General features: G+C 58.7%; 22 protein-coding genes. 17 read left to right on the top strand and 5 right to left on the bottom strand.

Going from position 1 to position 22,714, the window contains the following annotated elements:
- Nucleotides 1–81 precede the first annotated feature (81 nt).
- The 14 genes from gspC to cysQ are packed head-to-tail and all read left to right on the top strand — an operon-like array spanning nucleotide 82 to nucleotide 12,906.
- Nucleotides 82–993 carry a type II secretion system protein GspC gene (gspC, locus tag ABEA08_RS13265; RefSeq protein ID WP_345335806.1) on the top strand — a complete coding sequence of 304 codons (912 nt, stop codon included), beginning with the start codon at nucleotides 82–84 and terminating at the stop codon, nucleotides 991–993.
- Between the two features lie 24 nt (nucleotides 994–1,017).
- Complete coding sequence (gene gspD, locus ABEA08_RS13260) at nucleotides 1,018–3,141, top strand: type II secretion system secretin GspD (RefSeq protein ID WP_345335805.1); 2,124 nt, start codon at nucleotides 1,018–1,020, stop codon at nucleotides 3,139–3,141.
- Complete coding sequence (gene gspE / locus ABEA08_RS13255; RefSeq protein WP_345335804.1) at nucleotides 3,134–4,654, top strand: type II secretion system ATPase GspE; 1,521 nt, start codon at nucleotides 3,134–3,136, stop codon at nucleotides 4,652–4,654. Before gspD ends, gspE begins: the two co-directional genes overlap by 8 nt.
- 3 nt (nucleotides 4,655–4,657) lie before the next feature.
- Entirely contained in the window at nucleotides 4,658–5,884 is a 1,227-nt protein-coding gene (gene gspF / locus ABEA08_RS13250; RefSeq protein WP_345335803.1) for a type II secretion system inner membrane protein GspF, read from the top strand.
- Between the two features lie 39 nt (nucleotides 5,885–5,923).
- Nucleotides 5,924–6,358 (top strand): type II secretion system major pseudopilin GspG, encoded by a 435-nt coding sequence (gspG, locus tag ABEA08_RS13245; protein WP_345335828.1) that lies wholly within the window; start codon nucleotides 5,924–5,926, stop codon nucleotides 6,356–6,358.
- Nucleotides 6,358–6,975: a type II secretion system minor pseudopilin GspH gene (gene gspH / locus ABEA08_RS13240; RefSeq protein WP_345335802.1), complete on the top strand. Its 618-nt coding sequence runs from the start codon at nucleotides 6,358–6,360 to the stop codon at nucleotides 6,973–6,975. The genes gspG and gspH overlap by 1 nt, the downstream gene beginning before the upstream one ends.
- Nucleotides 6,975–7,340, top strand: a complete 366-nt coding sequence (gspI, locus tag ABEA08_RS13235) for a type II secretion system minor pseudopilin GspI (RefSeq protein ID WP_345335801.1) — start codon at nucleotides 6,975–6,977, stop codon at nucleotides 7,338–7,340. The genes gspH and gspI overlap by 1 nt, the downstream gene beginning before the upstream one ends.
- On the top strand, nucleotides 7,321–8,058 hold the full coding sequence (gspJ, locus tag ABEA08_RS13230) for a type II secretion system minor pseudopilin GspJ (RefSeq protein ID WP_345335800.1): 738 nt from the start codon (nucleotides 7,321–7,323) through the stop codon (nucleotides 8,056–8,058). Before gspI ends, gspJ begins: the two co-directional genes overlap by 20 nt.
- Nucleotides 8,055–9,050, top strand: coding sequence for a type II secretion system minor pseudopilin GspK (gene gspK, locus ABEA08_RS13225; protein ID WP_345335799.1), 996 nt, complete (start codon nucleotides 8,055–8,057; stop codon nucleotides 9,048–9,050). Before gspJ ends, gspK begins: the two co-directional genes overlap by 4 nt.
- The gene (gspL, locus tag ABEA08_RS13220) at nucleotides 9,047–10,234 is read left to right on the top strand and encodes a type II secretion system protein GspL (protein ID WP_345335798.1); all 1,188 of its coding nucleotides are present in this window, start codon (nucleotides 9,047–9,049) and stop codon (nucleotides 10,232–10,234) included. Before gspK ends, gspL begins: the two co-directional genes overlap by 4 nt.
- Nucleotides 10,234–10,728 (top strand): type II secretion system protein GspM, encoded by a 495-nt coding sequence (gene gspM / locus ABEA08_RS13215; protein ID WP_345335797.1) that lies wholly within the window; start codon nucleotides 10,234–10,236, stop codon nucleotides 10,726–10,728. The genes gspL and gspM overlap by 1 nt, the downstream gene beginning before the upstream one ends.
- 10 nt (nucleotides 10,729–10,738) lie before the next feature.
- A complete protein-coding gene (locus ABEA08_RS13210; RefSeq protein ID WP_345335796.1) occupies nucleotides 10,739–11,494 on the top strand; it encodes a type II secretion system protein N in 756 nt (251 codons plus the stop codon).
- Nucleotides 11,495–11,511: 17 nt separating this feature from the next.
- A complete protein-coding gene (gene nudE, locus ABEA08_RS13205; RefSeq protein ID WP_345335795.1) occupies nucleotides 11,512–12,075 on the top strand; it encodes an ADP compounds hydrolase NudE in 564 nt (187 codons plus the stop codon).
- 15 nt (nucleotides 12,076–12,090) lie between these two features.
- Nucleotides 12,091–12,906, top strand: a complete 816-nt coding sequence (gene cysQ / locus ABEA08_RS13200; RefSeq protein WP_345335794.1) for a 3'(2'),5'-bisphosphate nucleotidase CysQ — start codon at nucleotides 12,091–12,093, stop codon at nucleotides 12,904–12,906.
- Nucleotides 12,907–12,968: 62 nt separating this feature from the next.
- Here the strand turns inward: cysQ and mnmH are convergent, their stop codons facing one another.
- Complete coding sequence (gene mnmH, locus ABEA08_RS13195; RefSeq protein WP_345335793.1) at nucleotides 12,969–14,066, bottom strand: tRNA 2-selenouridine(34) synthase MnmH; 1,098 nt, start codon at nucleotides 14,064–14,066, stop codon at nucleotides 12,969–12,971.
- The gene (gene selD, locus ABEA08_RS13190; protein WP_345335792.1) at nucleotides 14,059–15,090 is read right to left on the bottom strand and encodes a selenide, water dikinase SelD; all 1,032 of its coding nucleotides are present in this window, start codon (nucleotides 15,088–15,090) and stop codon (nucleotides 14,059–14,061) included. Before selD ends, mnmH begins: the two co-directional genes overlap by 8 nt.
- Nucleotides 15,091–15,265: 175 nt before the next feature.
- On the opposite strand from selD, the gene ABEA08_RS13185 reads away from it, so the two are divergent.
- Entirely contained in the window at nucleotides 15,266–16,570 is a 1,305-nt protein-coding gene (locus ABEA08_RS13185; protein ID WP_345335791.1) for an endonuclease/exonuclease/phosphatase family protein, read from the top strand.
- Between the two features lie 44 nt (nucleotides 16,571–16,614).
- Here ABEA08_RS13185 and ABEA08_RS13180 read toward each other — a convergent pair whose 3' ends face one another.
- Nucleotides 16,615–17,742 carry a fatty acid desaturase gene (locus ABEA08_RS13180; RefSeq protein WP_345335790.1) on the bottom strand — a complete coding sequence of 376 codons (1,128 nt, stop codon included), beginning with the start codon at nucleotides 17,740–17,742 and terminating at the stop codon, nucleotides 16,615–16,617.
- Between the two features lie 148 nt (nucleotides 17,743–17,890).
- Here ABEA08_RS13180 and fabR point away from each other — a divergent pair, with 148 nt between their 5' ends.
- Entirely contained in the window at nucleotides 17,891–18,520 is a 630-nt protein-coding gene (gene fabR / locus ABEA08_RS13175; protein ID WP_345335789.1) for an HTH-type transcriptional repressor FabR, read from the top strand.
- 60 nt (nucleotides 18,521–18,580) lie between these two features.
- Here the strand turns inward: fabR and ABEA08_RS13170 are convergent, their stop codons facing one another.
- Complete coding sequence (locus ABEA08_RS13170) at nucleotides 18,581–20,041, bottom strand: sulfatase family protein (RefSeq protein ID WP_345335788.1); 1,461 nt, start codon at nucleotides 20,039–20,041, stop codon at nucleotides 18,581–18,583.
- A gap of 164 nt (nucleotides 20,042–20,205) precedes the next feature.
- Nucleotides 20,206–21,300, bottom strand: coding sequence for a tRNA (uridine(54)-C5)-methyltransferase TrmA (trmA, locus tag ABEA08_RS13165; RefSeq protein ID WP_345335787.1), 1,095 nt, complete (start codon nucleotides 21,298–21,300; stop codon nucleotides 20,206–20,208).
- 147 nt (nucleotides 21,301–21,447) lie between these two features.
- Here trmA and murI point away from each other — a divergent pair, with 147 nt between their 5' ends.
- Entirely contained in the window at nucleotides 21,448–22,224 is a 777-nt protein-coding gene (gene murI, locus ABEA08_RS13160) for a glutamate racemase (RefSeq protein WP_345335786.1), read from the top strand.
- Nucleotides 22,225–22,714 lie beyond the last annotated feature (490 nt).

Genomic DNA, 22,714 nt, shown 5'->3' with positions numbered 1-22,714 from the left:
TGGCGTAAGTTAGCATCAAACCTTTCAAATTCAGCAAGCGCGGGGAGTTTCCCTGGCGCAGGATAATCAGTTTCCCGACCGATGGATTTATCTCTACCCATCCAGCGTTGGCTGGCAAGGATCCCGCAAGCCCCTGTGGCTAAGATCCTCACTCTTATTCTCGTGGTGTGCTCCCTGTATCTGGCCGCGCTGATGACCTGGCAATTGTTGCCCGAGCCTGGCACGGATACGGCCAACTGGCGACCCACGCCGCAGCAGGGCGGGCAGTCCGGCAATGTGTCACTGGCGCCGCTGCTGTCACTGAAGCTGTTTGGCACCCCGGATGCGAAGCCGGAGGTGGCCACCCCGGAGCCGGTGGCACGGGATCTGATCACCGATGCGCCCAAAACCTCCTTGCGTATTTTGCTGACCGGACTGGTCGCCAGCTCTATTGAGGAGCGGGGGATCGCCATCATCGAGAGCGGCGGCTCGCAAGAGACCTATAGTATTGGTGAGAAGATCAAGAGCACCAATGCCAGTTTGCATGAGGTGTATGCCGATCGGGCCATCATTCTCAATCAGGGGCGCTATGAGACCCTGATGTTGGATGGGATGGAATACACCCGTGAGATGTCCAATGAGACTCAGCGGCTGCGCGAGCCGCGCCCATCCAGTCAAGCCAGCTCTGGCGCCAACCAAGCGGTGGCCCAAGTGCGCGAGGCCTTGCTGGCCGATCCAGGCAAGATCACCGATTTTATCAGTTTTTCACCGGTACGGAGTGACGGGGCCTTGCGCGGCTACCGCTTGAACCCGGGCCGGGAAGGGCGTGAGCTGTTTATGGCGTCGGGCTTGAAGCCCAATGACATTGCGGTTTCCGTCAACGGCTATGACCTGACCAATTTGGCAGAGGCGGCGCAGTTAATGGGCGAGCTTCAAGAGCTCACCGATGCCTCTTTGATGGTGGAGCGTGACGGGCAGTTGACCCAGATCGATTTTGCCCTGCCCTCCCAATAAACGATTTCGAGCGAAGGAAGCACCATGACTTTGAAGCAGCGCCGACTGCCTTGGATCCGCAACCAGATCCTTGCGGGTATGATCGCCGGGGCCGCCACATTTGCAGTGGCCCAAGAGCCGGCTCAATACGCCGCCAATTTTAAAGGCACCGATATTCAGGAGTTCATCAACATTGTTGGTAAGAACCTGGAGAAGACCATCATTGTCGACCCGACCGTGCGCGGCAAGATCAATGTGCGCAGTTATGATCTGCTCAGTGAAGATCAGTATTACCAGTTCTTCCTCAACGTGCTGCAAGTGTACGGCTACGCCATTGTCGAGATGCCAGACAGCAACATCATCAAGGTGGTGAAGGACAAAGACGCCAAGGATCAGAATATCCGGGTGGCGGATGAGAATGATCCGGGCAACGGCGATGAGATGGTGACCCGCATCGTGCCGCTGTACAACGTGGAGGCCAAGCAGTTGGCCCCGCTGCTGCGTCAGCTCAACGACAACGCCCGTGGCGGCAACGTGGTGAACTACGATCCTTCCAACGTGATGATGATCACCGGGCGGGCCGTGACGGTGAATAAGCTGGTGGAGATCATCAAGCGGGTCGATCTGCAGGGCGATACCAAGGTGGAGGTGGTGAAGCTGAGCTACGCCTCGGCCGGTGAGATGGTGCGGATCATCGATGCGCTGTATCGCGGTGGCGGTCAGCAGGCGGCCACCGGTGCGGGCTCGATCCCGAAAGTGGTGGCCGATGAGCGCACCAACTCTGTGGTGATCAGCGGTGATGAGCGGGCGCGTAAGCGTGCGGCCGATCTGGTGCGTGAGCTGGATCAGGACATGAAGAGCTCGGGCAACACCAAGGTGATCTATCTCAAGTACGCCAAGGCGGAAGATCTGCAGCAGGTGTTGTCTGGCTTTGCCGAGAGCCTGCAGCAGGAGGATGCTGGGCAACAGCAATCCCGTCGCCGCAATGAGATCACCATCATGGCGCACGCGGAATCTAATGCGCTGGTACTCAATGCTCAGCCGGATCAACTCAATACGCTGGAGAGCGTGATCCGTCAGCTTGATATCCGACGTGCCCAGGTGTTGGTGGAGGCGATCATCGTGGAGATCGCCGAGGGTGACGAAGTCGGCTTCAGCGTCCAGTACGGTTCGGCCAGCGGTGGTCTGGTGCAATACAACTCAGGCTTTGGTACCACCATCGGTGAGATCGGTGCAGGGGTTTGGGATGCACGGCCAACCGAAGGGTCGACGGTGTGTACCGGAGAAACCTGTACCGAGAACCCAGATGTGGATGGCGATATTTCCACCTTGGCTTCGGCTTTGGCGAAGGTGAATGGCATGGCTTGGGGCGTGGCCTCCGGCGACTTTGGTGCATTGATCCAGGCGGTGGCGTCGGATTCCAACTCCAACGTACTGGCGACGCCTTCCATCACCACGTTGGACAATGAAGAGGCCAGCTTCGTGGTGGGTGATGAGGTGCCGGTGATCACCGGCTCGGCGTCCGGCTCCAATAACGAGAATCCGTTTACTACGGTTGAGCGTAGAGAGGTGGGGATCAAGCTGACGGTGACCCCGCAGATCAACGAAGGCAATGCGGTGCAGCTGCAGATCGAGCAGGAGGTGTCTAACGTCAACGGCCGTACGGCGGTGGATGTGACCTTTGGTAAACGTACTCTGACCACCACGGTACTGGCCGATTCCGGCGAAACTGTGGTGCTGGGGGGCTTGCTTAACGAGGATGTGCAGGAGTCCGTATCTAAGGTGCCGCTGCTGGGGGATATCCCGGTGATCGGCCACCTGTTCAGCTCGACCAGCTCCAAGAAGAGCAAGCGCAACCTGATGATCTTCATTAAGCCGACCATTATCCGTGATGGCAGCACAATGACGGGGATTGCCGGTCGCAAATACAATTACTTCCGCGCCGAGCAGCTCAAGCAGCAGGAGCGTGGTATCAACCTGATGCCGAACACCGATGTGCCGGTGCTGGAGGAGTGGGTGGTGCCGGATGGCATGAGCCCTGAGATCATGGAGTTATTGCAGCGTCACCAGTCCGGTGAAGAGATGCAAACCCCACTGCGTGATGAGAGTGGTTGGATGAACAAGGCGCTGGGTAAGGATCAGGCCGGGGCGGAGTCGACCGATGACTGATCCGATCTCAACGGATGTGCCGTCCGAGGTGAGCGAGGAGGCGGTCGACGCGCGTCGACTGCCGTTTGCCTTCGCCCGTCGCTTCGGGGTGATGATCGACGATGCGCTGCAGCCGCCGACGTTGTGTCACGTTGAAGAGGCCAACCTATCCGCATTAACCGAGGCCCGTCGTTTCTACGGCGAGCCATTGCCGCTGCAGCCGATGGCGCGCAGTGCGTTTGATCTGCGCCTGACCGAGCTGTATCAGCAGGACTCCTCCGAGGCGCAGCAGCTGATGGAAGACATCGGCAAAGACGACGATCTGACCTCTTTGGCAGATGAGCTGCCGGAGACGGAGGATCTGCTCGATGCTGACGACGATGCGCCGATCATTCGTTTGATCAACGCCCTGTTGTCCGAGTCCATCAAGGTGGGTGCGTCCGATATCCACGTTGAAACCTATGAAAAAGAGCTGGTGGTACGCTTCCGAGTGGATGGCGTGCTGCGTGAGGTGCTCAAGCAGCAGCGTAAGATCGCCTCTTTGTTGGTGTCGCGGATCAAGGTAATGGCCAAGCTGGACATCGCCGAGAAGCGGGTGCCACAGGATGGCCGTATCTCACTGCGCATTGGTGGCCGTGCCGTCGATGTGCGGGTGTCGACCATGCCCAGCTCCCGCGGTGAGCGGGTGGTGATGCGTTTGCTCGATAAGAACCAATCGGTGCTGAACCTCAAGCAGTTGGGCATGTCCCAGGGCATTCGCGATCGCTTCAATGTGTTGATCCGCCGCCCGCACGGTATTTTGCTGGTGACCGGCCCGACCGGCTCCGGTAAGTCCACCACCCTGTATGCCGGCTTGACCGACATCAACAGTCGCGACCGCAATATCCTGACAGTGGAAGATCCGATCGAGTACGAGCTGGAAGGGATCGGCCAGACGCAGGTAAACACCAAGGTCGATATGACCTTTGCCCGTGGTCTGCGCGCGATCTTGCGTCAGGATCCGGACGTGGTGATGGTCGGTGAGATCCGGGACTTGGAAACCGGCCAGATCGCCGTACAGGCGTCGTTGACCGGTCACCTGGTGATGTCGACCCTGCACACCAACACCGCCTCGGGTGCGGTGACCCGTTTGCAGGACATGGGTGTTGAGCCCTTCCTGGTGTCCTCGTCCTTGTTGGGCGTGGTGGCACAGCGTCTGGTGCGAACCTTGTGCAACGAGTGCAAACAGCCGCATGCGCCGACCGAGCGCGAACGCGAGTTGATGGGATTGGCGCCGGATACGGATGTGGTGATCTATCAGCCGCAGGGCTGTGAGGCTTGTAACCAGGGCGGCTATAAGGGCCGTACTGGGATCCATGAATTGCTGGAGGTGGATGACACCATCCGTGAGCTGATCCACGGTGGCAAGGGTGAGCTTGCCATCGAGCGCTACCTGCGCCAGACCGTGCCTTCCATTCGCGAAGATGGCTTTAGCAAGGTGCTGGCCGGTCAAACCACCTTGGAAGAGGTGTTGCGGGTGACGCGGGAGGAGTAAGTCATGGCAGCGTTCGAATATCAGGCACTCGATCTCAAGGGCCGTCAGGTCAAAGGAGTGATCGAGGCCGACACCGCCAAGCAGGCCCGCGCGGCCTTGCGTGAAAAGCAGTTGATGCCGGTGTCACTGGAAGCCGCGGCGCAGCGCGAGAAGAAGGCGGCGTCGTCCGGATTCTCCATCGGTCAGCTGTTTGAGCCTAAGATCAGCGCGAAGGATCTGGCGTTGATCACCCGACAGATGTCGACACTGGTCGCCGGCGGCTTGCCGCTGGAGGAGTGTTTGAAGGCGGTGGCGGAGCAAAACGAATCGCCCCGGCTGAAAAGCATGATGATGGCGGTGCGGGCCAAAGTGGTGGAAGGCTACTCGCTGGCCGAATCGATGGCGGATTACCCCAGGGTGTTCGATGAGCTGTTCGTCGCCATGGTGGCCTCCGGTGAGAAATCGGGCCACCTGGAGGTGGTGCTGGAGCGGTTGGCGGATTACACCGAGCGTAAGCAGGAGCTTAACTCCAAGCTGATCCAGGCCCTGGTTTATCCCACGATCTTGACGTTGGTGTCGATCTCCGTGGTGGTGTATCTCCTCACCTCGGTGGTGCCGACCGTGGTCTCTCAGTTTGAGCACATGGGCTCGGCGCTGCCGGCCACCACCCAGTTTTTGATCGATACCTCCGAACTGCTCAATGACTACGGCCTGTACGTGCTGGTGCTGATCGCGCTGGGCTTGCTTGGCTTCAATCAGGCCCTGCGTAACCCCAAGTTTAAGCTGGGCTGGCATGAGGCTCTACTGAATATGCCCGTGGTGGGTAAAGTGTCGCGCGGCTTGAATACCGCCCGCTTCGCCCGCACCCTGAGTACCCTGACCTCGTCGGGCGTGCCGATGCTGGAGGCGATGAAGATCGCCTCGGACGTGCTGCTGAACCTCAAGGTGAAGACCGCGGTCAAAGAAGCAACGACCAAGGTGCGCGAAGGCGCGTCGCTGCGGGCGTCGCTGCAACAAACCAAGCTGTTCCCGCCGATGATGCTGCATATGATCGCCTCGGGCGAGAAATCCGGTGAGCTGGACGGCATGCTGGGCCGTGCGGCGGATAACCAGGATCGTGAATTTGAATCTCAGATCACCGTGGCATTGGCGATCATGCAACCGATGATCATCACGGTCATGGCGGGCCTTGTGATGTTCATCGTGATCTCGATCTTGCAGCCGATGCTTGCACTCAACCAAATGATTTAATAAGTAAAAGTTTAGAGGATTGACCCAATGAAACGACAACTGCGTGCGCGCCGCAAGGCCGCAGGTTTTACCTTGCTGGAAGTGATGATGGTCCTGGTGATCATCGGTGTACTGGCCTCTCTGGTGGCGCCGAACATCTTGGGTAACCGCGATCGCGCCAACATGCAGAAAGCCGTGGCGGATATCTCCGGCCTGGAGAACGCCATCAGCATGTATTACGCCCACAACAGCGTATTGCCGACCACCGAGCAGGGGTTGGAAGCGCTGGTGAACCGGCCGACGATCTCGCCGGAGCCGCGTAACTATCAGGAAGGCGGTTATATTCAGCGTCTGCCAACCGATCCTTGGGGCGGCAATTACTACATCCAAAGCCCGGGTGAGATGGGTCGGTTCGATCTCTGCTCGGCCGGTCCGGATCTGCAGTTCGGCACCGAAGACGATATCTGTAATTACAACCTGGCCGACTACCAGTAATGTCGCAGGGCCGCGCTTCATCCTTTGCTCAAGCCTCGCGTCAGCGGGGCTTTACCCTGTTAGAGCTGTTGTTGGTGGTGGTGCTGATCGGCGTCATGGCCGGTGCGGTCAGCATCGTGATGAGTGGTGATCCCCGCCGCGAGGCGATGATGAAGTTTGGCACCGAGTTCAGCTTGGTGGTGGGGATGGCGCTGGAGGAAGCCGCGCTGTCCGGCCAGCAGGTAGGGATCGTGATCGAGCCGGATCATTACTTCTTTGCCCGTTGGAACCTGGATGAGGAAGGCTGGGAGGTCTTGGGCCACGATCCGCTGTACCGCGAACGTCGTCTGCCGGAAGGATTGGAGATGACCCTGGAGCTGGAAGGGTTGCCATTGAGCCAGGGGGATGAGGATCGCGCCTCGGAGTTTGGTCTGGATCAATCGCTGTTCGAGCTCTCCGAGGAGGAGAAGCGCAAGCGACCGGACCCACAGTTGATCCTGATGCCGTCCGGTGAGATGAGCGGGTTCACCGTGCTGTTTAGCGCCACCGAGCGTGGCACGGATACCGAGTCGCTCGAGTTGGTGGGCGATCAATTGGGTCGGATCGGCTGGCTGCACGAGCAGGAGGACGATGACTGATGCGCGCCCGTGGATTTACCTTGATCGAGGTGATGATGGCGCTGGCTATCTTCGCCACGGCGGCACTGGCGATCATCAACACCGCCAGTATTCAGCTCAATGCGATCCCCTTGTTGCAGGAGCGGACGCTGGCGAACTATGTGGTGCATAACCGCTTGGTGGATGCCCAGTTGGAGAGCCCTTTCCCGGATGTGGGCACCCGCAATGGTCAGACCGAGCTGGCCGAGCAAACCTGGTATTGGCGCCAGAAGGTGGTCAAAGCCAGTGACGAAAAACTCCGGATGATCGAGGTTTCGGTCAGTCTGGATCAGACATTTGATAACGTGTTGGCGGAGGTTCAGACCTATGTGGCTGATCCCAACTAAGCGGGCGGCGTGCGCCCGGCGCCAGCGCGGCTTTACCTTGATTGAAGTGCTGCTGGCGATGGTGGTATTTGCCATGCTGGGCACGGCGACGGCGGCGATCATGCAGCAGGTGATCCAATCGGATGAGATCAGCCAGCAGTCGCAGCGGCGCCTGAAGGATTTGCAGCTCACCATGAATATGCTGGAGCGGGATCTGGGGCAGATGATCCCCCGAGCCAGCCGGGATGCGTTTGGCGAGCTGGGTGACGCGCTGTTTGAGCATGGCGCCAATCTGTACAACTCCGACGGCGAGGGGATCCGCTTTACTCGCCTCGGCTGGCTTAACCCGCAGGGGCGCTTGCCTCGTGGCTCGGTTCAGCAGGTGATCTATCGGGTGCAGGATGAAAAATTGCAGCGCCTCTATACCCTGTATCCGGATCCGGTTGAGGGTGAGGAGCCGATCGAACTGGATATGATGGACGGGGTGCTGGATCTGAAATTTGCCTTCTACCTCGAGTCCAGCTGGGAGCGACAAGTCGACGGCACCGTGTTTCCCAATGCGGTGGCGGTGGAGCTTGAACTTGCCGATCTTGGCGTGATCCGCCGTCACATTATGCTCCCTGCAGGTTATGAAGAGGGCGCGACAGCGGAAGACGAAGACGAAAGCGAAAACGGCGGTAGCAACACCGGCGGCGGTAGCACAGGTAGCGGCAGCAATGGTGCGGGAGGCAACCGATGAAACGACAGCGTGGCGTGGCGTTGCTGACCGTGTTGCTGGTGCTGGTGGTGATCACCACCATCGGCACGGCCATGACCCAGCGCAGCCAGATCTCGATCCGGCGCACGGTCAACCTGAATCAGTTTGATCAGGCCTACTGGTATGCGCTGTCGTCGGAGGCGCTGGCCAAACGGGCGTTGAAGCAGGACTTTGAGGATGCCGACGGAACCGTACATCTGCAGCAATATTGGGCCACCGCGAGCGTGGTCTATCCGCTCGACCACGGCCAGATCGCCGGTACCATTGATGATCTGCGCAGCTGCTTCAACCTCAATGGCTTGTCGCAGGATCTGACCGACGAAGAGAAGAAGACGGATCCCTACCAGAAGCCCTTGGCGGCACGTCAGTTTATGGCCATGCTGGATGCGCTGGATGTGGACAGTTACACCAGTGAGCTACTGGCCGATCGGATCAAAGATTTTGTCGATGGCGACAGCGATCCCTCCGGCAGCTTTGGCGCCGAAGATCCTGAGTACAGTGCGCGGGAATACCCGTACCGCACCCCCAACCAACCGATGGCGCATCACAGTGAATTGCGCGCGGTGCTGGGCACGTCGCCGGAGCTGTATCAGTTCCTGACCGACTATGTCTGCGCCATCCCCGGCGAGGATCGCCAGGTGTTGAACGTCAATACGGTCACCGAAGATCAGGCCGCGTTGCTGGTTGGCATGCTGGAGGGCAAGATCAGCCTGAGTGAGGCAGAGAGCCTGATCAGCAATCGACCCGGTGATGGCTGGGAGAGCACGGAGAAGTTCTGGGAAGAGCGCAGCCTGCAACGATTAACCGATCTGTCCGCGCAAGCGAAAGCGACAATGAGCGTGGACAGCAGCTATTTCAGACTCACCGCAGGGGCCCAGGTGGACAATGCGGTGTTTCGACTTGAAAGTATTTTGCGACGTGGTGGGGATAACAACCTAACGGTGTTAACCCGCCAGTATGGAGGCCAACAGTGAGTGAACGATTGGTAGTGCGTCTGGGCAGTCATGCCCGACAACCGATCCCGTGGATAACGTGGTCCGACGAGCAGCGGGGCGTGATCAGCTCTGGGGTGTTGCCGGATGCGTTTGCCTTATCCACTCTGGCCGAGCGGGCCGGGGGGCGGCCAGTGGACGTGTTGGTGGACGCCAGCGCGGTGACCCTGACCGAAGTGACGCTGCCCGCCAAGGCGCAGCGTCAGGCAGCGAAGGCGGTGCCTTTCATGTTGGAAGAGGGCCTGGCCGAGGATGTCGAGGCGCTGCATTTTATCACGGGCGCCCGTCATGGCGAGCAGCTGTCCGTGGCCGTGGTCAGTCATCGTCAGATGGCGTTGTGGCAAACTTGGCTGGCCGACGCCGATCTGCCCTGCAAGCGGATGGTGCCGGATGTGTTGGCGCTGCCTCGGCTCGACGACACCGCCTTGTCGCTGTTGCAGTTGGAGTCGCAGTTGTTGCTGCGCACCGGTGACAGCGCCGGCCAGGTGTTGGAGCCGGACTGGCTGGATGCGCTGCAGGATCGTTTGGTGCTGCCAGTAGGGCAACCTTGGGCTTTGTTCAGCCCCTATGAGCTGCCCGAGGGGATCGCGGTCGAGCCGCAGCCTTTCGAGCTGCCGATGGAGTGCTTGTGCAAGGGCTTTGCCAAGGCACCGGTGAACCTGATGAGCGGCCCTTATGCCCCGGCGCGGGAGCTGGGCAAGGCGGTGCAGATCTGGGCCAAGGTCGGGATCGCCGCCTCGGTGCTGTTTGTGCTGGGCCTGATCCACAATGGTGTGACCGTCTATCAGCTCAATCAGCAGCAAAAGGCGTTGAGCGAGGAGCAAACGCGGATCTACCGTCAACTGTTTCCTAATGAGCAGCGGGTGGTCAATCCGGCCAGCCAATTGCGCGCCAAGCTACGTGGCCTCGGCGGCGGCAGTGGTGGCGAGCTGATGGCCATGCTGGCCAAGCTGGAGCCCGCCTTTAAGGCTCAGCCTGAAGTGCGCCCTGAAGGCTTGCGCTTCGATGCGACCCGCGGCGAGGTGCGATTGCAGCTGATGGGTAAGGACTTTGCTCAGTTCGAGCAGTTTCGCGAGACCGCCAGCCGGGACTTCACGGTGGAGACCGGGGCTTTGAATAATGACGAACAAGGGGTTACCGGCACGGTAACCGTGAAGGCCAAATGATGAATGCCTATTGGGAACAAGCCCAGCAGTGGTGGTTCAGTCGAGCAGCCTCTGAGCAACGTTTGATGACGGTTGCCGGGCCCTTGCTGCTATTGGCGCTGCTGTATTTTGGGATCTGGACGCCGGTGGCAAACTCGGTTGAGCAGGCCGAGATGCGGGTTCGAGCCGGACAAAATGCCTTGAACGAGGTGAAGCGGGACGCCAATCGCTACGTGACGTTAGCGGGCGCCGGTGGCGCCACTCAAAATCGGGGCGGTAGCCTGAGTCAAGTGGCCAGCCGCAGTGCGGGCAGCGCGGGGATCCGGATCGCCCGGATGCAGCCGCAGGGCGACAAGCTGCAGTTGTGGGTCGAGGACACCCAGTTTGAAACCTTGATGGCGTGGCTGGAGCAGCTGAGTCAGCAACAAGGGGTTTCGGTGGAAGCCTTAGATGTCACCGTGGCGCAACAACCGGGTTTGATCCAGGTGCGTCGCCTGCAGATCGCGCAGCCGTAAGGGAATGAATGTGAGAGTGTTGAAGTACGGCCTGGCCGGTTTTGTGGTGTACCTGCTGTTTTTGTTGGCGAACGTGCCGGCAGCTTGGATCTGGAAGTTGGCGCCCAAGCCACCCGGTGTGGCGATCAGTGGCATTGACGGCACCCTGTGGCAGGGCCAGATCGGTCAATTGAATGTGGCGGATCGACAGCTGGAGAATATCCACTGGATCCTGTCGCCTGCGCAGCTGTTGACGGCCACGGCGGCGTTGGATTTCCGCATTGAAGACAGTGTGGTTCAGGCGCAAGGCGCGGTGCAGTATGGCTTGGGTGGCCTGGCGGCAGAGAACCTGCGCTTCAGTGCCCCACTCGGCTGGTTGGTGGGGGATACCCGTTTGCCGCTGCGCACCGAACTCAGTGGTGGCGTGACGCTCAATGTGCGTCAGCTCGAACAAGGCCAGCCTTGGTGTGAGCAACTCAATGGTCGATTGTTGATCACGGGCTTGGATGTCCGCAATCAGTTTGGCCATTACCCGTTAGGGGATCTGGCCGGCTCATTGGCGTGTCAGCAGGGCAACGCTCAGCTGAGCGTGGATGAGGCCGAGAACCGTATTGGCGTGCAGGGCGAGGCGCTGCTGTTGGCGGACAATCAGGTTAAGCTGGCCGCCACCATTCGTGAAACCGACGAGCAGCCGACGGATCTGCGTCAGGCACTGATGTTCCTGGGTCAGCCGGACAGCAGCGGAGCGTATCCGCTTAACTATAACGGCGTCATTCCAGGTCTTTGAGTCACAGGGAGTTGAGCATGAGTCAGGGCAAGAAGCCGGAGATCCTCGCGACAGAATTGGTGGCTAAGAGTCGCCTTTTTCAAGTGGAGCAGTTGCATCTGCGTTTCAGTAATGGCGTGGAGCGGCATTACGAACGGATGCGGGGCACCATGAGCGGGGCGGTGATGATTGTCCCCATGCTGGACGCGCACACCATGTTGTTGGTGCGTGAGTACGCGGCGGGCACCCACAGCTACGAGCTGGGCTTCCCCAAGGGGTTGATCGATCCTGGCGAGTCCGCTCTGCAGGCCGGTAATCGTGAGCTGCAGGAGGAGATCGGTTACGCAGCGAATCGACTCGAGCTGTTGCATCAGGTGGCACTGGCGCCCAGTTACTTCTCCAGCAAGATGGACATCTTGCTGGCGCGGGATCTGTACCCGAGTCGGTTGGAGGGGGATGAGCCTGAGCCGCTGGAGGTGGTGCCTTGGCCGCTGGCTGACATGGATTCTTTACTGGCGCGGCCGGATTTTTCCGAGTCTCGCTCGATCAGCGCCTTGTTTTTGGCGCAAAAGCGGCTGAAACTGGAAGGTGTGTCGTCGTAATAAGGTGGTGGTGGAGTGAGTCGCCTGCAATCTTTGCTAGACCCGGTAATGGACATTGCTATCCAGGCAGGAAAGCAGATCCGGCAGATCTATGAACAGGGCGAGTACGAAGCCCTAACCAAGTCCGATAATACCCCGGTGACCAGTGCCGATCTGGCCGCGCACCGTATGATCGTCTCGGCGTTAACCCAGTTGACCCCGGAGATCCCCATTCTGTCGGAAGAAGATGCCGACATTCCCCTCGCCGAGCGCTGTCATTGGCAGAGCTATTGGCTGATCGATCCCCTCGATGGCACCCAGGAGTTTATCGCCGGCAGCGGTGACTTTGCGGTGAATATCGCATTGATCGAGCGGGGGCGTCCTGCGCTTGGGGTGATCTACGCGCCCATGACGGAGGCTTGTTATTATGCCTGCCGTGGTCATGGCGCCTTTAAATTCCAACGGGGCGAAGCGCAGGCGATCCACAGCCGTTCGGTGGCGCAGGGCGAGGCGTTGAAGATCGCGGTTAGCCGGCGGCAACGACGGGAGACGGTGATCGCCCGGCTGGATCCGTCCCGTCATTATGAGCTGGTGCCCTTCGGCAGTGCGTCGTTGAAGAGTTGCATGGTGGCGGAGGGCGCGGCGGACTGCTATCTGCGCTTGGGGCCGACGGGCGAGTGGGACACCGGGGCGTCACAGTGCATTGTGTCGGAAGCCGGTGGCGTGATCGTCGATACCCTGTATCAGCCGCTCAGCTACAACGAGCGGGAAAGCCTAGAGAACCCCAACTACATGGTGCTCGGCTCTCAGGCGCTGCCTTGGCAGACGATCCTGCCGCCTCGCGCCAATTGAGCTTGTACGCATAAAAAAGGCCGCGACTCCGAAGGGAGGCGCGGCCTTTTGGGTTTTGGCGCTCAGAGCCGCTGATCGAGAAACTCGGCCACGGCGGCCGGTGGGCCTTGAAACAGGGGCTTGGTGGGCTTCTTCTCAAGCTGGTAGTGGTACATGGGATCGTAATACTCCGTGAGTAGCTGTGCGATCCAGTCCCGGTGGCCATCCAGCGCCCCTCGTGACAGCTGCAGCTGCAGTGCCTTGACCATGATGTCATTGAGGGCTTGGTAGCGTACCGGCCCAAGTCGTTTCTTGACCCGCGAGAGGCTGGCCAGCAGATGCTCGCTGAAGGCCTGATGGCCGGCTTCGAGGCCATCGCGGGCGATAAAGGCGGCTTGCATGTCGGTGACATAGTCTTTGAGGATCTGCTCGATCCGCGCCTCGGTGCTGATCTCCAAGATCACGCGCGGGGCCTGAGCCATGCGTTCGTGCATCTCCAGTGGCAGCGAGCAGCGGCCGATCAGGCGACTCTCATCTTCGAGGATCAACTGTGTTGCCCCGCGAGCTTGATGGCGCATCAGGGCCAGTGCCAGGGTATTTTCAAAGTTGATCTGACTCGGTTGCTCCGTCAGCTGCCGGCCAAAACTGGAGCCTCGATGGTTGGCCAATCCTTCCAGATCAACGCTGTCCGCCCGAGGCGTCAGAAAGTCGGTTTTGCCGCAGCCGGTCATGCCGCCGACGATCACCATGTCGGCCGTCTGCGTGAGTCGATCGGTCTGCGCGATCAGGTAGCTACGCATCGCCTTGTAACCGCCTTCGACGTATGGCCGGTTAACCCCAGCTTCGCGCAACCATTGTTGGGTGATCTGCGAGCGCATGCCCCCGCGAAAGCAGTACAGCACGGTGTCGGGCTGGCGTTGGATCTGTGCCAACCAGGCATCGATCCGCGCTTGCTTGACGGCGCCGCTGACCAGCTGATGGCCCAAGTCGATCGCAGCCTGTTGCCCTTGCTGCTTGTAGCAGGTGCCGATCGCCGCCCGCTCGCTGTCGCTCATCAAGGGCAGACTGACCGAGCCGGGAAAGGCGCCCTTGGTAAACTCGATCGGGGCACGCAGATCGATCATCGGCGTGTCGCTCAGTAGCAGCTGGGCGTAGTCGCTGGCCGGGATCCGATCAGTCATGGGTGATCCGGAAGCCGCCCTGATAATCACTCAGGCTGCCGATACACTGGTTTGGCAGGCCAGCTTCCGCCAACACCGCTTCCAACTGCGCGGCGTGCGCTGGTGTGACGCTGACCAACAAGCCGCCGGAGGTTTGTGGATCGCACAGCAAGGCCTTGGCATGGTCACACAGTGGCGCGATCTTTTCGCCATAGCTGTCATGGTTGCGATGGGTACCGCCGGGGATGCACCCTAATGCGAGATAGTGATCGATACGTGGCAGCAGTGGCAGGGTATCGAGTTGGATCTGGGCTTGCAGATCGGCGCCCTGACACATCTCCAGCAGGTGACCCCCGAGTCCGAAACCGGTGACATCGGTCAGCGCATTCACGCCGGGCAGCTGCGCCAGTTCGAGGGCGATGGTATTGAGCTGGCACATGGCTTCAATGGCGATCTGATCATCAGCGGCTTCGAGCTTCTTCTGCTTTTGTGCCGTGGTCAGAATGCCAATGCCCAGCGGCTTGGTCAGGTACAGCTTGTCGCCGGCCTTGGCGGTGTCATTGCGCTTGAGTTGAGCCAGCGGCACCTGGCCGGTGACGGCTAAGCCAAAGATGGGCTCAGGCGCATCGATGCTGTGGCCACCGGCCAGCATGATCCCGGCGTCGCGGCACGCGGCGCGGCCTCCTTCGATCACCTGCTGGGCGATCTCCGGCGCCAGCACATTTACCGGCCAGCCGAGGATGGCAATGGCCATCATCGGTTGGCCACCCATGGCGTAGACGTCGCTGATGGCATTGGTGGCGGCGATCCGACCGAAGGTGAAGGGGTCGTCCACGATCGGCATAAAGAAATCCGTGGTGGAGATGATCCCCGTGGTGTCATCCAAGGCGTAGACAGCAGCGTCATCCCGAGAGGCGTTGCCCACCAGCAGTTGGGGATCTGGGGCGATGTTCAGCTGGCTCTGCAGTATGGTGTCCAGTACTTTGGGGCTGATCTTACAGCCGCAGCCAGCACCGTGGCTGTATTCGGTCAGTTTTACCGTCATGGGGTTTCCTTAATCTACGTCTGGCTGAATGATAACCCAGCTGGCCCCTAGGCTTAGGGCGAATTGTTGGTTTTTGGTGAAAAACGCCGCAGTTCTGAAAGTTGTCACTTGAATCAATGCGGTAGGCGGCATATTTTGGCGCCAACTCTTCGACAAATGTGGTACGGAGTCACCCATGCAGTTTCGAACCCTCGGCTTGGCCCTAGTGGCGTTGGCGATGACCGCTTGCAGCGATTCAAGCAAAACCCAGAATTTTACTGACACCCTACGCTTTGCCACCTTCCATGTGGACATGGCCTACGATGAAGCCGGCGGCTACGATCGGCTGCTCAATGAGGTGCGCGCGACCGGCAGCGATGCCTCGCCACGGCTGCAAAGCATTGCGGCGATGATCCAGCAGGACTATCAGGGCGGGCGTCCAGACGTGCTGTTGCTGACCGGGATCTCGGTGGATGTGCGCGACACCGACACCGCCAGTGACGCCATTATCCGCAACTTCCAGGAGAACTACCTGAGCAAGGCTCAGGAGGCCGGCTTGGCGGGCCTCAGTTACCCTCATATCTACGTCGCGGCCACCAACTCGGGTCAGCGTTTCGACGAGGATATCGACGTCAGTGGCGATGGCCTGGTTTTCCCACCGGAAGACCGTAACGGCTATGGCCATTACCACGGCCAGAACAGCTTCGTCTTGTTGTCCCAATACCCGCTCGATGTTGACGGCGTCCGTACCTTCCGCGACTTCAACTGGCGTGATGTTAATGGCGCCAGCAAGCCCTCTCTGGGGGGCGGCAATGTGTTGGGCGATGAGGCTTGGGATGCACTGAGCATCATGGACACCAACTTTGTCGATCTTAGCCTGCTGCTGCCCGATGGCCGTCGCGTCAGCTTGCTGTTGACCCAGTTTGAATCACCGATGCCGCGGGATCTGTCCGAGCGACCGCGCCAGCGCAACCGCGATCAGTTGCAGTTTTTGACCGACTACATCAACGAGTGGGATGAAGGTAAGTATCTGCGAGATGACAAGGGCCAGCCGGGCGGGGTGGCGGGTAACCGTCCGTTCGTGATCATGGGCCGCTTGCAGAGCGATGAAGATACGGCGCACTTCACCGTGCCGTATCTGGATCTCGACAGCTATCGCTGGGACTCCGGCAACATGCGCAAGCTATTGTCCAGCTACCAGATCGTCTCTGATGGCGCCATTAATCAGGATGCGCCGTCCAGCCAAGGCGGCATGTTGTACGGCCAGGAGGTGGAGTCGGGGCATACCTTCGCAGAGATCTGGACCAGCATGCTGGGCTTGCGTCAGGACTATGTGATCCCTCAGCGGGATCTGCGCATCGTCGAGCGTGGGGTGTTCTGGCCGGCGGTCGGCGAAAACGGGTTTGAATGGTTCTATGATGAGCAGGGCCAGCCGGAGCCGGCGCTGGGCCACCTGGGACGCCTGACCTGGATCGACATCGACTTTGGTCAGTCCGGCTGATAGATAGCCACAAAGAAAGGCGCCGTTGGGCGCCTTTTTTGTGCTTAGCGTTGCTGCTCTTCGGTCAAGGCGTGCAGTTGTTGGCGCAGCAGTTGCCACTGTCTTTGTTGCAGCTCAAAGGCCTGCTTGAGCTCTTTCAATTGGCGCCGGGCCTTACGGTCAAGCTGGTGCTTTTGCAGCTTCAGCAGTCGCTGCTTCTCGCCATAATAGGCCTGCAGCTTCTGCAGCAGTTGATCGTACTCCTGCTCCAGCTTACCGAGGAACTCACCCGTCGTTTGATGGCGGCTGAGCAGTTGTTGACTCAGCTTTAGCTGCATCTTCAGCTTGGCCGCTTCGATCCGATCCGAAGGCACCCGTCGTAACCCGCTGGCGAGTTTCAGTTTCTCTAATCCTTTGATCAACCACTTGGTGGGATCGAAATGCCACCAGCGAATGCCGTTGCGGTAGTCGTACTCAAAGGTGTGGTGAAAGTTGTGATAGCCCTCGCCGTAGGTGACCAAGGCCAACCAGCCGTTGTCCTTTGAGGTGTGGGCATCGGAGTAGGGTTGGCTGCCCCAGATATGCGCCAGAGAGTTAATAAAGAAGGTGGCGTGATGAACCAGCACCAGCCGCAGGAAGCCTGCGAGCAGCACGGTGCCGAGCAAATCGCCGCAAAGCCAGCCGAGCAGCACCGGCAGGCCGATGTTGGTGAGCAATACCCAAGCGCCGTAATGCTGGTGCTGGTGCATGACCACCGGGTTTTTTTGCAGATCTCGGGCATTGTTATAATCGTGGCCGTCGGGCTGGTATTCACGCAGCATCCAACCCATATGACTGAACCAGAAACCCCGCTTTGCGGAGTAGGGATCCTTGTCATTGTTGTCCACGTGCTTATGGTGCACCCGATGATCGGCACACCAGTGCAGGATGCTGTTTTGCAGCGCCATGGCGCCACCAATAGCCAGTACCCATTGCACGCTGGGGTGGGCTTGCCAAGCTTTATGGGACCAAAGCCTGTGGTAGCCGGCGGTGATGGATATCCCGCTCCACAGCCAGAAGACTGCGGCAATAATGCCACTGGCCCAAGAGAAGCCATGGGTCAGGGCGTACCATGGCACGCCGATCAGTGCGACGGCAAAGGTCAGTGTAAAGATGGCGATGTTGAGCCAAATGAGGGGCGGTTTCTTATTCATCCTTGACAACTTTTTCGGCTTACAGTTGTAAGCTATTGTCGTAGATCCATGCGCAAATGCAAGAGTTGCAGCATCGCAGATGCGCAGTGGCGCCAATAGCGTTACTATCTGCCTGTTTTGCCCTGATCAAGAGAGTAGAGTGAGAGCCATGGGGATCCGAGCCCAGCAAAAAGAGAAAACCCGGCGTGCGCTGGTGGATGCCGCGTTCAATCAACTCAGTGCTGAGCGCAGCTTCTCCAGCTTAAGCTTGCGTGAGGTTGCCCGTGAAGCCGGGATCGCGCCCACTTCCTTCTATCGCCACTTTAAGGATATGGAAGAGCTCGGCTTGACCATGGTCGATGAAGGTGGATTAACCCTGCGCCAGTTGATGCGCAAAGGGCGTCAGCGGGCCGAGCAGGGCGGCAGCGTGATCCGCGCCTCTATCGAGATCTATATGGAGTTCGTCGAGCAAAACCCCAATGTATTCCGCCTGCTGCTGCGTGAACGCACCGGCACGTCGGAGGCATTTCGTTTCGCCGTTAATCGGGAGATCCGCCACTTTACCGACGAGCTCAGCGACTACCTGCAAGCGCGCGCTGGACGAACGCAAGCCTTGTCCTATGCGCAGGCGGAGGCCATGGTTGTATTGGTGTTTTCGACGGGCTCGGAAGCGTTGGATATGACTCGGGCCGAGCGCAAAGCCTTGAGCGAGCGCTTGGTGCTGCAGGTGGCGATGCTGGCGTTGGGCGGTGAGGCGCTGCAAAAATCCAATAAATATCAGCAGCGCAATCCAGACTGAGCATAAAGAAACCCGCCGAAGTTGGCGGGTTTGTCTATTGGGCGAGTGAGCGCGGGGCGCCTAGTTGGCCCGCTCTTGGTCATTAAACTGCATCACATTGGTGCGTTGACCCTGCTGATAATGGTCGTTGCGGTTCTGGGGATCCTTGCCGGCCATGTTGCTGGGCAAACGGCTGTCCCAATCATCGAACCGGTCTTGCATCATCTGCGCGCGTTCAGGATAGCGGTCGACCACGTCGTTTCTCTCCTCGGGATCCGACTTTAGATCAAACAGCCGGATGGTCTGCGGCCCGCTTTGGCTGTTCCAGGTCAGCTTCCAGTCGCCATCACGGATCGCGTAGTCATTGTCGCGGCGCCAGTGCAGCGTTTGATGCGGCCGTTGTTGTGGCTCGATCTGGCCGCTGAGATAGGGCAGTAGATCGACCCCATCGAACGGCAGGCCCTTCATCGGCTGGATGACGCCAGAGCGAGCCAGAATGGTGGGGGCAATATCGTAACTGACCACTGGGTGCGGGTAGATCTGACCGGCAGGGATGGTGCCGGGCCAATGGGCAACAAAGGGAACCCTTAAGCCACCTTCATAGGTATCGCCTTTAAAGCCGTTGAAGGGGCCCGGGCTGGCCATGGTGGTTTGACCGCGGTCTTTTTGCTTGGGGGCCTCAAAGCCTTGGCCTCGCGGGGCACCATTATCGCTGAGAAAGAGTACCAGCGTATCTTCGCTGAGATCGTTCTCTTCCAAGCTTTGCATGATGCGACCCACACTGTCGTCGACCGCCAGTACCATACCGGCAAAGAATCGACGCTCCTCATGATGAACTGGCAGATCCGCCAGACGATCGATATATCGTTCCGCCACCTGCCAAGGGAAGTGCACCGCGTTATGGGCTAGGTATAGGAAAAACGGTGCCTCCCGCTCCGACTCGATAAATTGGATCGCCTCGTCGGTATAGACATCCGTCAGGTAATCGCCTCGCTCTTGAACTGGGGTGTCGACCTTGCCGTTGCGCAACATGGGCAGGAAGCGCTTGCGGGTTTCCTCCAGGCTGTTGCTTGAGCGGAAGTAGTCGTGGGAGCCATGGGGTGAGCCATAGTAGAAATCGAAACCGCGACGCCATGGCATCTGATCTTCTTCCTGGCCCAGGTGCCATTTGCCGATCATGCCGGTGTCGTAGCCTTGCGTTTGCAGCATCTCAGCCAGTGTCGGCTGGCTGTGAGGGATCACGCTCAACTCCCCATTGCCATAGAAGCCCAGCTTTTGTTGGTGCAAGCCGGTGATCAACCCAGCGCGAGAGGGGCCTGATACCGAAGCGGTGACATAGGCTTGGGCAAATGCGGTGCCGCCGGCTGCGAGACGATCAATGTTGGGGGTATGGATATCCTCAATGCCGTGATAGCCCACATCACCCCAGCCTTGGTCGTCGGTCAGGATAATGATGACGTTGGGGGCTGTATTGGCTTGAACAGTGAGGCTGGCACTGAGCGCAGCGGCGGACAGCAGTATAGGAAAGTTTGCCTTTATCATTCGGTTCTCTATGGGCAAGGGGGTGGCGCCGCCCAGCTTACCAGTGGAGGAGTAAGGCGATTGTTATGCAGTGTAAAGCTTGTACTTTGCTCACTGTTTATGGGGGCAAAAAAAGGCGCGCCATAACATGGCGCGCCAAATGCTTGTTGTTAGGGCCAATAGGCCTACTTACGCTCCAGTAGAACGCCGGCTTCCATGTGGTGGGTGTAGGGGAATTGATCAAACAGCGCGAACTTGGTGATCGTATGGGTCTGTCCCAACGTCTTCATATTCTCCAGTAGGGTTTCTGGGTTACAGGAGATGTAGAGGATGCGATCGTAGCCCTGCACCATTTTTTCGGTGGCAGGATCCAGTCCAGAGCGCGGCGGATCAACAAAGATGGTGTTGCAGTTAAAGGCCTTGAGATCGATCCCTTTCAGGCGATTGAATTCGCGCACGCCATTCATGGCATCGGTAAAGTCCTCGGCGGACATGCGAATAATGGTGACGTTATCGATGCCGTTCTTGGCGATGTTGTGCTGTGCCGATTCGACCGAGGGTTTCGCCAGCTCGGTGGCAAGGACCTTTTCGAAGTTTTGCGCCAGCGCCAGCGAGAAGTTGCCGTTACCGCAGTACAGCTCGAGCAGATCGCCGCTGCTGTTGCGGGTCGCATCGACCGCCCACTCCAGCATTTTTTCCGCGACTTTACCGTTGGGCTGGGTAAAGCTGTTTTCGATCTGGCGGTAATGGTACGGGCGGCCATGTACGTGCAGGACTTCGTCCGCATAGTCGCGCTCAACACAGATCTTCTGTTTCCGAGCGCGGCCAATAAAGGATACGCCAGGTTGGTTCCACTCCTTCAGCAACGCCTCGATGGCATCGGTCCACGCCTGATCCAGTTGGCGGTGATACAGCAGGCTGATCACCAACTCACCACTGAGAGTGGAGAGAAAATCAACCTGGAACAGACGGTGGCGTAAAGCCGGGGTTGGGCGCAAGGCATCGTGCAGTTTGATCATGTACTCATTGATCAGCGCACTGGCCGGCAGGTATTGCTTGATGGCGACCCGGGATTTGGTGGCCTGATCGAACATGATGTAATCCAGATCATCACCTTCGTGCCAGATGCGAAACTCGGCGCGCATCCGGTAGTGCTCGGGCTCGGAGCGGAATACCTCCAGCTCTGGGGTGGTGTATTCGGCGAACAGAGCGCGCATTCGCTCACATTTTTCGGCCAGTTGGTCATCGTAACGACGGGGATCGAGTGCAGCCAGATCCATGAGATTCTCCGAGCGTCTGTCTATATAAAGGGGGCAAATTCTAACCACCTGTGAGGCTAAGTCCAGTGATCTTGGTCGAAAGCGATGCTTGTGTGAGAATGTCGTTCTAACTTGCAGCACCGCATCTTTATTTAGCAGACGGGTTCCATGAGCTCCATCTTATTATTCGACTCCGGGGTGGGTGGCGTGTCCATCTACCAGCACATACGCCAACGATTGCCTGAGGCCAGCATCCATTACTTGGCGGATACTGCGCGCTTTCCTTATGGTGAGTTGTCTGAACCCGATTTGATCCAGGGCTGTATTGGGTTGATCCAAGAGCACATTCAGCGTTACGACACCGCATTGGTGGTGATCGCATGCAACAGTGCGAGCACGCTGGTGCTGCAGCAACTTCGCAGTAGGGTGATGATCCCTGTTGTGGGCGTGGTGCCAGCGATCAAACCGGCGGCAGAGTTATCCTGCTCCGGCCGGATCGGTCTGTTGGCCACACCGGGCACGGTGCAGCGGCAGTACACCGATGCTCTGATCGACGCGTTTGCACCGCAACATCAGGTGATCCGCATCGGTAGCAGCGAACTGGTACGTATGGCGGAGGCCAAGATGGCAGGTCAGACGCCAAATCGGTCCGCATTGACTGCAATACTGCAGCCACTACTCGTGCAACAGCCGGATGTTGTGGTGTTGGGCTGCACCCACTTCCCTTTGCTAGTTGCGGAGTTGCAAGAGGTATTAGGCTCGAATATGCAACTGGTGGATTCCGGCGCCGCGGTGGCGCGCCAGGTCGAGAAGCTGTGTCGGCAATCGGCTTTAACCTTGGAGCGGGGCGACGGTGCGCGCTTCTTCTATACAGGTAGTCAGCCTGGACCTTGGCTATTCGACGCCCTGAAGCGGCAAGGGTTTGGCGAGGTCCGCGCTTTTTAGGCCGGAATTGGTGGCTAAATGTGCAAAGTGAGCTGGCGTTGATGTTTTCTTGGTCGGTTGGTGCTAAATGTTCGATTTGCTTGTTGCACTCCGCAAATCCTTATCTATAATGCGCTCCACGTTGACGGGGACAAGCCGCTTAGGCAGCTTGAGTGATTCGTTCAACACGGCAGCAGCCACGCAGTTAACTTGCTAAATAAGTCCTTGACTTGGCAACTTAGCTAGCTAAAATGGCGCTCCGCTTCGATGATTGAGCTCAACGGCTCGAAAGTTGAAGTTTAAGTTGAAAAGAAAGTGAAACTTTCCGCTTGACTTAAACAACAGGACGCGTAAGATACGCATCCGGCTTCGGCAACGAGGCAGCGCTCGCAAGAGCAGCTCTTTAACAATTTGTCAGACAATCTGTGTGGGCACTCACGCAGGATTGAGAAATCATCATTTCTTAATGCCTATTGAGTGAACACACGTTTTATTCAGTATTCATTGAGTA

This window comes from Ferrimonas pelagia (assembly GCF_039543565.1).
Classification (GTDB): Bacteria; Pseudomonadota; Gammaproteobacteria; order Enterobacterales; family Shewanellaceae; genus Ferrimonas; species Ferrimonas pelagia.
The sequence above is the reverse complement of the archived record's forward strand: the minus strand, read 5'-3'. Positions and strand labels throughout refer to the sequence as shown.